Genomic DNA, 12593 nt, shown 5'->3' on the forward strand with positions numbered 1-12593 from the left:
GACGTAGATGAAAAATGTTGTAATTGGAACTTCAGGACATATTGATCATGGAAAAACTACTTTAATAAGAGCATTAACAGGCCATGAGACAGATCGTTTAAATGAAGAAAAAAAGAGAGGCATATCTATAGAATTAGGTTTTACATATTTTGACTTACCTAGTGGGAAAAGGGCAGGTATTATTGATGTACCCGGACACGAAAAGTTTATTCGAAATATGCTCACTGGAGTTGGAGGCATGGATATTGTTATGTTAGTTGTTGCTGCAGATGAAGGTGTAATGCCCCAAACTAAAGAGCATCTAGATATTCTATCCTTACTTAAAATAAAAAAAGGAATAATTGTAATTACAAAATCAACCTTAGTTGATGATGAATGGCTAGAATTAATTAAAGAAGATATCAAAGAAAAGGTTAAAGGAACCTTTTTAGAGAATGCGGAAATGATAGCCGTAGATTCTGTTAAAGGAGTAGGCATTGATAATTTGGTTAAGAAAATTGATGTACTAACAGATGAAACGGAAAGTAGGGATATTAACGCACCCGTTAGAATGCCTATAGATAGAATATTTACTATTACCGGTTTTGGTACTGTAGTAACTGGAACATTAATGGAAGGTCAAATTTCGGTTGAAGATACATTGGAAATTTTACCAGATAAGGTTAAGGTTCGCATACGAAACATACAGGTTCATGGAAAATCTGTTGATATTGCTTATGCTGGACAGAGAGTAGCTATTAATTTAGCTAATACTAAGAAAGAAGATATTGAAAGAGGTCAAATATTGGCTCAAATAAATTCAATGGAACCTACTATGATGATAGATGCGAAGCTAAGCCTATTAAAAGACCTATCAAAGCCCATTAAAAACCGTGATCGGGTAAGAATATATCATGGTGCTTCTGAAATTCTTGCTAGAGTTACCTTGCTGAACCAGGAAGAGGCAAGTACAGATGAAAATATTTACGTTCAATTTAGGTTAGAAGAACCAACTACTGTAAAAAAAGGAGACCATTTAGTTATTAGATATTATTCTCCTATGGAGACCTTAGGTGGAGCAGTAGTAATAGATGCTAATCCTAAAAAACATAAGAGGTTCGATGAGGATGTGCTAAAAGATCTAGCTATAAGGGAAGAGGGGAGCCCTGAGGAAATTGTGGAAAAACAAATAGATATCCATAGCAGTGAGTTTCCGGATCTGGCACTTATAGCCAAGTTAACATCCCAGCAAGTAAATAATGTAAAAGAAATACTATCCAACCTAATTAATGAAAATAAAGTATTTATGCTAGGAAATGATAATGTTATTCATACAAAATACTATGAAAAGGTCAAAGAAGAATTAACATTTATACTTAAATCCTATCATAATAATAATCCTCTTAAGACAGGTATGTTAAAAGAAGAAGTTAGAAGTAAACTATTTCCTAAAATAAAGAGTAAAATTGTAGATACTTTAATTGATACATTTGTTAAAAATCAAGTTGTAAAAATTCAAGGAAAATTCATGTCATTATACGAGTTTAATATTATATTTACGCCAACTCATGAAAAAATCAAAGCTCAACTTGAGGAAATATATCTAAGGGAACCTTATTCAACACCACGTTTTGAGGATGTTATACAAAATATGCAATTTAAAAAAGTAGATATTGAGCAGGTTTTTGATGCTATACTCGGAGATACTTTAGTTAAATTGAACCAAGAAATTATACTTCATGTTAAAGCATACGAAGATGCTAAATTAAAGTTGGCAGACTATATTAACAAAACTGGTAGTATTACTCTTTCGGAATTTAGAGATATGTTAAATACTAGTAGAAAGTATGCTGTTGCATTGTTAGAGTATTTTGATAACGAAAGATTTACAAAAAGAATAGATGAAAAAAGGATTTTGTATTAATTAAAATAGTAATTATTATTCCAATTAATAAGGAATGGGGTGAAAAAATGGGATATAAAATTTTAATTGTAGATGATGAGCCTCTTTTGGTAAAGGGGTTAAAATATAGTCTGGAACAAGATGGGTATGAAATATTTACAGCATTTGACGGTGAAGAAGCATTAGAAAAAGTGAAGGAACAAAAGGTGGATTTAATTTTATTAGATCTAATGCTTCCTAAAATAGATGGTTTGCAAGTATGTCAACAAATACGATTAAGCTCTCAGATTCCTATTATTATGCTAACTGCTAAGGGTGAAGACATGAGTAAAATATTAGGCTTAGAATATGGTGCAGATGACTATTTAACTAAGCCATTTAATATTTTAGAATTAAAAGCTAGAATAAAGGCTGTTTTAAGAAGATACCAAAGCATAGATCAACCAATTGAGGAGAGAATTATTAAAATTGATGATTTTAAAATTAATACTTTAGGTAGAAAAGTAAGTTTGAATGGAGCAGATATAAATCTAACAGCTAAGGAATTTGATTTATTGCTATTGCTAGCGTCAAATCCAGGAAAGATTTATAGCAGAGAAGAATTATTAGAAATAATTTGGGGTTATGAATATTTTGGAGACTTACGAACAGTAGACGTGCATATTAGACGTTTAAGAGAAAAAATCGAACTTAACTCTAGTAACCCAGGATACATATTGACAAAGTGGGGAGTTGGGTACTATTTTAGGAATAAATAATAACTTTGATGGAATTAGGTGGAAGCTAATATCCACATATTTATTATTAATAGTAGTTGCTTTGTTAGTTATAAATATTTTTGTATACGAAACTATAAAAACTGGTTTTTTAAAACAACAGAAAAAAGATGCTTTAATAAAGGCTAATATTATTTCTGATAGCATATCCGTTACTTTAAAAAAAGAAGATGTTGAATTAACTGATATCAACTTAGATATTCAATTAAAGGAAATATCTACAAAGCTTGATGGAAGAATATTGATAATTGATTCTAAAAAAAAAGTAATTTACGATTCTTTTAATGATTTAAGAGATGCTGTAATTGATCAAAAAGAAGTAGTTAGAGCTTTGGATGGAGAAGCTATGGTAAGTGAATACATATTAGATAAGTATAAAAACACTTTATATACAAGTGTGCCACTTACTAAGAATGGAAAAATTGCAGGGGTAGTTTTATTATCCGTATCGCTACTAGAACATTATATTACAATAAATTCAATTAGAAATAGTCTAATATTAATTTCTCTGATTGTACTTATACTAATTACTTTTATAACCCTTAAAATTGCGACTGCTATATCAGAACCTATTAAACGACTAACCCAAGCTATGCAAAATGCTGCTCACGGAAAGTTAAATGAAAATGTATCTATAACAGGTAGTGATGAGATTAGTCAACTAGCTAAGGCCTATAATTTTATGAATACAAAACTAAGTCAAATTGAAAAGCAAAGAAGAGAGTTTGTGGCTAATGTTTCTCATGAATTAAAAACTCCCTTAAGTTCTATGAAGCTTTTATCAGAGTCACTGTTGATTCAGCCTAATGTAGAGGTTGAAATATACAAGGAGTTTTTGATGGATATAGACTCTGAAATGGATCGTTTAAATAAAATCATAGAAAATTTATTAAATATGGTGGACATGGACGAAGAAAAGTTACATCTTGATTATAAATTAACCTATGTGAATTATCTGTTAGAGAAGGTTGTCAATTCAATTAAACCTCTAGCTAATGAAAAAAACATAAAAATTATTTTGAACCAATGGGAAAAAATACAGATTTATTTAGATCAAGATAAAATACATCAAGCATTAACTAATATAATTCATAATGCAGTAAAATATACAGAAAGTAGTGGAAAAGTCGAAGTAAGCTTATTTAGAAGAGGACAATATGCTGTAATTAAAATAAGTGATAATGGAATAGGTATAGCAGAGGAAAATATACCGTATATATTTGAGAGATTTTATCGGGTAGATAGTGCAAGATCTAGACAGACAGGTGGAAGTGGATTAGGACTAGCTATCTCACATCAAATTATAAGTCTACACCAAGGAATGATAGAAATAGAGAGTAAGGTAAATGAAGGGACAACATTTTATGTTAAATTACCTATGGAGTATATGCTGGGCGAGAAGGATTAATTAGGAGGTTTATATGAAAAAAATTCTGATATATTTACTTCTTATAGTCGTTCTAGTCATTTCAGTTAATAGAATTATGTTAAATAAGGATAATAATATTAATGAAGAATTAAAGGTAGAAATAGCACCAATACCTGAAAAGACAGTTGAACTTATAACTCTATATTTTCCTGATGGAGGAAAACAATATTTAACTAGGGAAAATAGAGTTATTGAACATACAGTGGAACAACGAGAAAGAATAATTTTAGAGGAATTGATTAAAGGACCTATTGATAAAGAAAAAATAGCTGTAATTCCTGCAACTACTAAACTGTACTCTGTAGTAACTAAAAATGGTACTGCTTATATTAATTTATCTAATGAATTTAAGTCAGACATGCAATTTGGTGGTAACAATGAGATACTGGCCATATATTCAATAGTAAATTCATTAACTGAGCTTAAAACTATTAAAAGTGTACAAATATCAGTGGATGGAGAAAAAGAAGGAGTTTTACAAAAGTATATGCCTTTGGACTATGCATATAAGCAAAATTTAAGTTTAGTTAATAATCCTATTAGAACTCCCATAGAAGTAGTAAAAGATTATTTTAATTTTATAAAAAATGAAGATTATCGGAATGCTTTTGATCTTTTATATAATCCATCTAACGTAAATATTGATTATTCTATGTACTATCATTTCCAAAAAGAACAAGGAGTTAGAGAATATAATATTTATTCTTATGAAATGATTGAATACAATGAATTTATAGTAGTTAAATTTGACTATAGTGAAAAAACTTGGACTGGTGATGAATTTTATTACAAAAACAAAGAGTTTAAATTTATAAATCATTATGGAGAGTGGAAAATAGTTATTGAAGATTTACCAAAGTTTTTTAACAATAGTATAAAGTTCAATAATTCTCCATAAGCTCTAGAGGCTATATAACAAAGTTAGAAGGCTGGATAATTCTATATTGAAGTTGAAATATTAAATATGATTCTAAGATACAATTTCATAAAATAAGAAAGGGATTTATACATGAGGATTAATAAATATATTAGTGAAACTGGGATTTGTTCTAGAAGAGAAGCTGATCAATGGATTGAAGCAAACAGGGTTACTATAAATGGCATTATCGCACAGCTTGGAACTACAGTTGAGTCAGGGGATGATGTTCGAATTGATGGTAAGCCTATAGGGAATAAAAGAAAACCAGTGTATATTGCATTAAATAAACCAGTAGGTATAACTTGTACTACTGAAAAACATATAAAAGGTAATATAGTTGATTTTGTTAAGCATCCAGAGAGGATATTTCATATTGGAAGATTAGACAAGGATTCCCAGGGGCTAATATTACTAACAAATGATGGTGATATAGTAAATAGAATTTTGCGTGCAGAAAATAATAATGAAAAAGAATATATAGTAACGGTAAACAAATCTATTACACCTTCATTTCTACAAGGAATGTCAAGTGGGGTAAGAATACTTGGTACAAAAACTAAGCCTTGTGAAGTAACCCAAATAAGCGATAAGGTATTTCGGATTGTTTTAACTCAAGGACTTAATCGTCAAATTAGGCGAATGTGTCAGACATTTGGGTATACAGTAACTAAGTTAGAAAGAATACGAATAATGAATATAAAACTAGATGACCTAGAAATAGGACAGTGGCGTAATCTTACCAAAGAAGAATTTAATGGATTAATGAAAAATTTACAATGAAAAGATCACGAATATAGTGGTCTTTTTATTGTTGTACAATTATTTGTAACTTGGTTAACCTGAAAATAAAAATAGGTTGACTAATTATATCAACTTCGGTTATACTTATTTTGTCTAGATGATTAATATATTAAAATAATTTAGCGAAAGGAAGTATAATTATGGGAGAAAAAGCAAATATAAATAAAGCTACAAAAATATCTATAAGTGAAATGACAAAAATATCCTTATGTACAGCATTACTCTGCATATCATCATATATTTTACTTCCATTACCCTTTACCCCTATAATGATTACTGCACAAACCATAGTAGTCAATTTAATAGCTTTAACTTTAAAACCTATACATAGTGTTATATCTATTGTAATGTTTATATTATTAGGTGTCATCGGGTTACCTGTATTTGCAGGTGGAATTGGTGGGTTAGGAGCATTATTTGGTCCAACGGGTGGATTTATAATTGGATTTATATTTTCAGCTATTGCAATAAGCTATTTAAAAGGTAAAAAAATAAATTTAGTCAGATATTTATTAGTAACTATTTTGATAGGTATGCCTATTACTTACTTATTTGGAGCAACATATATGAGCTATGTATTAAATATGGGATATATAAAAACTCTACAAGTTGCTGTAATTCCTTTCATAGTGGGAGATATAATTAAGGCTACACTAGCATCTATAATTGCATTAAAATTAAATAGTATTTAAGAAATAAGTAAATATATTAAATTTATTTAATGGAGAACGTTGTAGAAAAATGCAAAAGTATGTTGAAGTTAAAAAGTATGTATGTTATAATCTATTGGTGTCAATAATCAGTTATAAATGGGAGTAGATGGGTGCTGGTGTGCCCTCTGGTCTTCAAAACCAGCGCGAGGGGTTAGTAGCCTCTTGGGTGGGTTCGATTCCCACGTACTCCCGCCAAGAGTAGATTCAAGGCTTGCAGGATTTTTGCAAGTCTTTTTTTATTGATAAAATTTACTTAACAACCTTTAAGTTTTTGTCCTGCGTGCCACCTGATAAAATATTGGAAAAAACATTAGCTGCATCTTTATCAATTCTAGGTATAGCATGAGCATAAATATTTGCCGTTGTAGACGCACGAGAATGTCCTAATCGCTCTGCAACATTCTTAAGAGGTATACCACTCGCTAAAAGCATCGTAGCACTTGTATGACGTAATCCATGAAAAGTAATACGTTTTAATCCATTTCTAATTAAAAACCTTCTGAACCAATCTGAAATAGTTTTCTTTGCTATAAAATCACCCTTAATACCTGTAAATATTAAATTGTTTTCTACTCCTAATTGTTGCTTTTTAAGAGCTTCAATTTCCAAATGCTCATCTAGTAGCTGTTCTAACTCTTCTGGATAATATTCTACCCTTATCTTTTTAGTCTTAGTAAGTGAATATTCTTTTTTGCCTTTGGTTTCAGATAAGGCTTTAGATATTGTTATATAATGTTCCTCACGATTAAAGTCATCTTCAGTAAGTGCAATAAGCTCCCCTAGCCTTAATCCAGTTGATAAGGTTAGAAGGATTGCAAACTGATATACTAAAGGCTCATCATCAAGAGCAAATATCATTTTGTTTATATCGTCAAGATCATAATAGTTATTCTGTAATTGATAATCATCAACAGTATATTTAATATTTTCAATCGGATTCTTTTTTATAATTTCTAATTCCATAGCAGTTCTAAACAAAGCCTTTAATATATTCATGTAGTTTCTTACTGTTCTTTCAGCTATAGGCTCCCCTGTATTTTTATTCTTTTTAGCTTTTATAATGTCCAGCAATTTAAGCATATCGCTTTGTTTTATATTAGATAGAATTTTATTGCCAATATATTTTTCAATATAATTAAGATTATATATATGATTCTTTAGTTTGCTCTGTTAATTTTATATATTCTAACCACCATCTCACAAAATTAGAAAAAGATTTGTTAGCCATATCGTTATAAGATATAGATTTCTCCTTTATTTCATCTTCAAATTCATACTTTTTGATAGTTAGGAATTTTTCTAAATCTCTACCTGTTAAATCCGTTTCTACAGTTTTAGAAAACCTCCGTCTTGTCCCATCTAAGTTAAATCCGTCTGAAACAAATATTCTATGTTTTTTCATAATATCACCTCCCTTCGAAACGTATGTTCGATTTAAAAAATAAAAAAATATATGTATTATTAAAGTTTTTCTAATACAACTAGTGGTTCAAAATAAACTATATAATTATCTATTTCACAATAAAGTCCATGCTTTTCTTTATAATATTTTATAGCATCTTCTATATAATCTTCTGTTACTTCTAAGTACTCAGCTAACTCGAATCTACTTCTAACCCCATCTTTATACGCATTAACTAAGTTAATAATTCCTACAAGTTTTTCATATCCCCAAGCTCTAGCTTTTCTTTCTTGTTGTCTATTTTCTATTTTAGACTGATCTATAATGTTTCCTACAGTTGTAAAATGATGTCCTAGCTCTTCGCTTAGAATGCACGTTTTTTCGGCAGTTGTTTTTAATCTGCTATCTATTATTATTTTTCTATTTTTATATAATCCCTTAAGCCCATATTTTAGAGGCTTCTCTTTTATTTTTACTTCTTTTTCTGTCTCAATTATTAGTCTTTCGTACCTCATCCCCCTGTACCTCCTTAGTCGTCATCTTCATCAAATAAGGCATCTATATACTGTTCTAATAGCTTTATCTTTTGAGGAGTCAAATTCTTACCTTCTAAGTGAGCCGCTATAGTATCTATATCTTTATCTCTAGTATTTTTATTATCTTTTATATCTTTAACTGTAGTATATTCTATATCTTCATTTGACTTTTTAGTAGTAATATCTATATCTTTTTTAAAAAGGTCATCAACAGATACTTCAAGTGCAGCTGCTAGTTTTTCTAAGAGATCAAGACTTGGTTGTCTTTTATTGTTTATAACATAGCTTATATGAGTAGGACTAACATCAACAATATCAGCCAATTCTTTTGAAGATATTTTTTTTATTTTCATTAGTTCTTTTATATTATTACCTAGCATTTTGTACACTCCTATATAAACTTATTGTTTATATAAATTATAAACTCATAGTTAATAAAAGTCAACGAAAAAGTAAGAAAAAAGAAGTAAAGGTTAGATATAACTTTATAGTTTAATTTAAATATAATAAACTATGAGTTTATTTAAGCATTGTGATAAACTTGTAATTTACGTTATTATAAACATGTAGTTTATAAACAAAAGAAAAAAGAGGTGAAATAATGAACAAAATAGATTTACTAAGACGGAGAAAAAGCTTGAGTTATGGGGCTATAGCTAAAGAAACGGGATTAACTCCAACCTACATATGTTTACTGGCAAAAGGTAAAAGGACAAACCCTAGTTTAGAAGTGATGCAAAAAATATCCTTGGCGCTAGACGAGAAGGTGGAAAAAGTATTTCAAGTTAATCAGTAAGTTAAATAAGGAGGTGAGAAGAGTGGAGAGAGTAGGACAAGAAAATCAAAGTGATTTAAGAGAAAAATTTAATGATGTTATTAACAAAATGCATGTGATTCATATCTCACATGAACTGGGTTTAAGTAAAAGACAAGCATATCTATTAAAAAAAGGACAAGGTGCCAAAGTAGATATTAATAAGTTATTAGATTTTTTTAATAACATTCAATTGTGGCACCAGAATAATTTATAGAAAATTTATGAGTCTATATTTACCATATTTATTTATAAAATCTAAGTCATATGATTCGCTATCCAAATAACAAGAAATTAAAGATGTTTCATGTAAAGTTTCGTAATCTTTAGGATTAAATATAGTGTCCTCATGATATTCATCTGAAGCAACCCAATCGCTTAATAAGTGAAACAGTAATGCATCAAGTTTAAAAAGTTCATTTACAACTTGTTTAAAACTATATTTATCTTGGTTTTCATATAGTTCTTTCGCTTCTGACTTATATTTATTAAATAAGTCATATATTAATTCTTTGCATTTTATAGGATGACTAAAATAATCTTCAGAAGTTACTGTGCCATCATAGTTACTTGAGAATAATTTAATTGTATTTCCGTTGGGATTGTTTATTAGAGAATCTTGATATACATTTTTCCATCCAATAGGAATTTTATCAAGGTCTAAGTCTCATAAAAATTTAATCATAATTATACCCCCTTTTAAACAAATTTTACTATAGATAGCATTTAAAATGAAGGAGGACATGCAATGCAAAATCTAATGATAGAAATTGATGTCAATGAGAAGCAACAGCAGATAGTAAGTGCTAGAACATTACATGAAGGACTAGGAATTAGTAAAGATTTTACAAGCTGGTTCAAAAATCAAATTGAAAGACTCAAATTAAGAGAAGGAGTAGACTTTACACCTTTTAGGGTGGAAAGTACAGGCGGAAGACCAAGTGTTGATTATGCTGTGGTTTTAGATATAGCAAAACATATATGCATGGTCTCTGGGGGAGAAAAAGCATGGGAGATAAGAGATTATTTCATAGAAGTAGAAAAGCAGTGGAACAGTCCAGAAGCAGTAATGGCAAGAGCTTTAAAAATGGCAGATAATACATTACTTGAATATAAAAGCAAAGTAATCGAACTTCAACAACAAGTAGAATACAAAACAGAAGTTATAAAAGGTATCACAGAGGATGTAGACATCCTAACTAAAAGAAATGTATTGAACAGAGTAGTTAAATATAAAAAAGCAAACTTCCAACAAAGATGGAATGAATTATATCGAGTATTTAAAGAGACTTACTCCGTTGATTTAAAGGCTAGATGTGAAGGTTACAACTTGAAACAGAAAAAGAAGAAAGACCAATTGTCTGTTATAAAGTATGCTGAAAAATTCGGTCACTTAGATAACTTATATAAAGTAGCATTAAAGCTTTATGAAACAGATATTAAAGAAATTTTAGATGGATTAGAAAAAATAGCATAGGAGGATCAAAAATGAATGAAAATTTATTAGCTGAACTAGTAAATGAAATGAAAGCACTAAATAAAAAAATAACTAGAATGAACCAAGAAGTTTTTACATCAGAAGAAGCTGCAGAATATCTAAGAGTTGGATATTCTACAATATTACAATTTGCAAGAATAGGACAAATTGAACACGTAAGAAATGGTACAAGCTATATATTTAAAAAAGAGCATCTAAATAACTGGTTAGATAGAAATAAGAAAGGAGTGGTTTAACCATGGTAAAGCTATTCATTTTCAAAGGAAAGGTTAGGGATTTAACTAAGGCAACAAGAAGATTAGCGGAAATAGAAAAAGGCCAATCTGCTGCAACAGAAAAGGCCCACATAAAAATTTAAGTTAACGTTATTATACCAATTAAAGGGAGGAAATACAAGTAGATATTAAAACAGCTAAACAAGCCTTTAGTATCAAAATTGAACGAAGAAAATGAAAGTTATACCATAAATAGTTATAGAGATGATGGACACGATAAAATTATATCCATTGCACATACAGCGGAGTTTGCAGGGATATAGCAGCACATAGATTAGGGGGATTAAAATGCTTAACGATCAACAAATGCAAGAAATCAAAGCAGATATAAATTACTTTGTATCACAACTAATAAGCGAAATAAATAGACTTAAGGATGAGGTTAGTTATCTTGAAAGACAAAATGAAATTCTAAAAGAGCAATTAAAACAGCCAAAGTAGGAGAGATATAACATGAATAGAGTTCTATTGTTTATTCATAAAAAATTAGAATCGTATCTATATGATGAAAGCTATTCCGAACTAGAGGACAAGTATTACAAAGAAAAACATGATCGTGAGTATTTTGAGGAACAAGCAGACTATTGGAAAGAAAAATATTACGAGGTGAGATAAATGCCTAATATTAAAGAAATGTCTGATAGACAATTATTAATAAGCTATGCAATTACTAGAAAAGAATATAAGGCTAATTATGCAGCATTAAAAGAAATGGAAGAAGAAATGGATAGAAGGGCAACAGAGCAGTTAGAAATTAATCGTATGCCTAGAAGAAACAGGGAAGAAGCGGAAAATTTTAAACCTGTAGAAGAATTTTATTGGGAGGTAAAACAATGAATATCAGAACATTAATGGCTGATGAAATTGAGTGCAGGGTTCAAACAGTAAAAGAGAATGGTTGCTCCATACTTCTTTATAAAGATGCTAGATGTGACATGAGAATACTAGATGAAACATTTGGAATAATGGGATGGCAAAGAAAACATGAGCTTATAAACAATAACTTATTTTGCACTATATCAGTTTGGGATGAAGAAAAACAAATGTGGATTAATAAACAAGATGTTGGAGTTGAAAGCTATACAGAAAAAGAAAAGGGACAAGCATCAGACAGTTTTAAAAGAGCTTGTTTCAACTTAGGAATAGGTAGAGAACTCTATACAGCGCCTTTTATATGGATTAAGTTAAATAGCAATGACATAAACAAGTACAACAATAAAATAAGTGTTAAAACTAAGTTCCATGTATCTGAAATAGCTTATAACGATAAAAGAGAAATAGTAGCATTAGAAATTAAGGACGATAAAGGCAATGTTAGATACAAATTAGGACAAAGGACAGTAACAGAAACAACGGATGAAGAACCAAATAAGAAGTTAGATAAAGCTAAAGTAGATGCTATTAGAGAATTAGCGAGGGTTAAAAACGTTGCAGAAGAATATATTTGCAACTTTAGAAATGTAAGCAGTTTTGAAGAACTAGAACAAGATGATTGGAAAGCAACTATGGAATGGTTGAAAAAGAGATAAAGGACTAGCGATAGCCCTG

The 12593-nt window shown here is 29.7% G+C and carries 18 protein-coding genes and 1 tRNA gene; 15 read left to right on the forward strand and 4 right to left on the reverse strand.

The annotated features are described in order from the left end of the window. The first annotated feature begins 7 nt into the window (after positions 1–7). The 7 genes from selB to KQI88_RS15060 all read left to right on the forward strand — a co-directional run bounded on the left by selB (position 8) and on the right by KQI88_RS15060 (position 6715). Positions 8–1903, forward strand: coding sequence for a selenocysteine-specific translation elongation factor (gene selB, locus KQI88_RS15030; protein ID WP_216418698.1), 1896 nt, complete (start codon positions 8–10; stop codon positions 1901–1903). Between the two features lie 47 nt (positions 1904–1950). Further along, the gene (locus KQI88_RS15035; RefSeq protein ID WP_216418700.1) at positions 1951–2640 is read left to right on the forward strand and encodes a response regulator transcription factor; all 690 of its coding nucleotides are present in this window, start codon (positions 1951–1953) and stop codon (positions 2638–2640) included. Further along, entirely contained in the window at positions 2615–4066 is a 1452-nt protein-coding gene (locus KQI88_RS15040) for a sensor histidine kinase (RefSeq protein ID WP_246579331.1), read from the forward strand. Before KQI88_RS15035 ends, KQI88_RS15040 begins: the two co-directional genes overlap by 26 nt. 13 nt (positions 4067–4079) lie before the next feature. Then, a complete protein-coding gene (locus KQI88_RS15045; protein WP_216418702.1) occupies positions 4080–4985 on the forward strand; it encodes a GerMN domain-containing protein in 906 nt (301 codons plus the stop codon). Between the two features lie 111 nt (positions 4986–5096). After that, complete coding sequence (rluF, locus tag KQI88_RS15050; RefSeq protein WP_216418704.1) at positions 5097–5786, forward strand: 23S rRNA pseudouridine(2604) synthase RluF; 690 nt, start codon at positions 5097–5099, stop codon at positions 5784–5786. Positions 5787–5947: 161 nt separating this feature from the next. Further along, positions 5948–6499, forward strand: a complete 552-nt coding sequence (locus KQI88_RS15055; RefSeq protein ID WP_216418706.1) for a biotin transporter BioY — start codon at positions 5948–5950, stop codon at positions 6497–6499. 119 nt (positions 6500–6618) lie between these two features. Further along, positions 6619–6715 (forward strand) — tRNA-Sec (locus tag KQI88_RS15060). Between the two features lie 54 nt (positions 6716–6769). Here KQI88_RS15060 and KQI88_RS15065 read toward each other — a convergent pair. The 4 genes from KQI88_RS15065 to KQI88_RS15080 are packed head-to-tail and all read right to left on the reverse strand — an operon-like array spanning position 6770 to position 8838. Beyond that, on the reverse strand, positions 6770–7669 hold the full coding sequence (locus KQI88_RS15065; protein ID WP_330656257.1) for a tyrosine-type recombinase/integrase: 900 nt from the start codon (positions 7667–7669) through the stop codon (positions 6770–6772). Beyond that, on the reverse strand, positions 7662–7922 hold the full coding sequence (locus KQI88_RS15070; RefSeq protein ID WP_216418710.1) for a hypothetical protein: 261 nt from the start codon (positions 7920–7922) through the stop codon (positions 7662–7664). Before KQI88_RS15070 ends, KQI88_RS15065 begins: the two co-directional genes overlap by 8 nt. A gap of 59 nt (positions 7923–7981) precedes the next feature. Beyond that, positions 7982–8437: an ImmA/IrrE family metallo-endopeptidase gene (locus KQI88_RS15075; RefSeq protein WP_216418712.1), complete on the reverse strand. Its 456-nt coding sequence runs from the start codon at positions 8435–8437 to the stop codon at positions 7982–7984. 14 nt (positions 8438–8451) lie between these two features. Further along, positions 8452–8838 carry a helix-turn-helix transcriptional regulator gene (locus KQI88_RS15080; RefSeq protein ID WP_216418713.1) on the reverse strand — a complete coding sequence of 129 codons (387 nt, stop codon included), beginning with the start codon at positions 8836–8838 and terminating at the stop codon, positions 8452–8454. A gap of 221 nt (positions 8839–9059) precedes the next feature. On the opposite strand from KQI88_RS15080, the gene KQI88_RS15085 reads away from it, so the two are divergent. The 8 genes from KQI88_RS15085 to KQI88_RS15120 all read left to right on the forward strand — a co-directional run bounded on the left by KQI88_RS15085 (position 9060) and on the right by KQI88_RS15120 (position 12574). Beyond that, positions 9060–9254: a helix-turn-helix transcriptional regulator gene (locus tag KQI88_RS15085; RefSeq protein WP_216418715.1), complete on the forward strand. Its 195-nt coding sequence runs from the start codon at positions 9060–9062 to the stop codon at positions 9252–9254. Positions 9255–9276: 22 nt separating this feature from the next. Continuing rightward, the gene (locus tag KQI88_RS15090) at positions 9277–9489 is read left to right on the forward strand and encodes a hypothetical protein (protein WP_216418717.1); all 213 of its coding nucleotides are present in this window, start codon (positions 9277–9279) and stop codon (positions 9487–9489) included. A gap of 531 nt (positions 9490–10020) precedes the next feature. Beyond that, the gene (locus KQI88_RS15095) at positions 10021–10749 is read left to right on the forward strand and encodes an antA/AntB antirepressor family protein (protein ID WP_216418719.1); all 729 of its coding nucleotides are present in this window, start codon (positions 10021–10023) and stop codon (positions 10747–10749) included. 11 nt (positions 10750–10760) lie between these two features. Then, positions 10761–11006, forward strand: coding sequence for a helix-turn-helix domain-containing protein (locus KQI88_RS15100; protein ID WP_216418721.1), 246 nt, complete (start codon positions 10761–10763; stop codon positions 11004–11006). A gap of 327 nt (positions 11007–11333) precedes the next feature. Continuing rightward, positions 11334–11486, forward strand: a complete 153-nt coding sequence (locus KQI88_RS15105; protein WP_216418723.1) for a hypothetical protein — start codon at positions 11334–11336, stop codon at positions 11484–11486. Positions 11487–11498: 12 nt separating this feature from the next. Next, on the forward strand, positions 11499–11660 hold the full coding sequence (locus KQI88_RS15110) for a hypothetical protein (RefSeq protein ID WP_216418725.1): 162 nt from the start codon (positions 11499–11501) through the stop codon (positions 11658–11660). Beyond that, positions 11661–11882 (forward strand): hypothetical protein, encoded by a 222-nt coding sequence (locus KQI88_RS15115; protein WP_216418727.1) that lies wholly within the window; start codon positions 11661–11663, stop codon positions 11880–11882. It begins immediately after the preceding gene. Further along, positions 11879–12574: a hypothetical protein gene (locus KQI88_RS15120; RefSeq protein WP_216418729.1), complete on the forward strand. Its 696-nt coding sequence runs from the start codon at positions 11879–11881 to the stop codon at positions 12572–12574. The genes KQI88_RS15115 and KQI88_RS15120 overlap by 4 nt, the downstream gene beginning before the upstream one ends. Positions 12575–12593 lie beyond the last annotated feature (19 nt).

Source organism: Alkaliphilus flagellatus (genome assembly GCF_018919215.1).
Lineage (GTDB): Bacteria > Bacillota > Clostridia > Peptostreptococcales > Natronincolaceae > Alkaliphilus_B > Alkaliphilus_B flagellatus.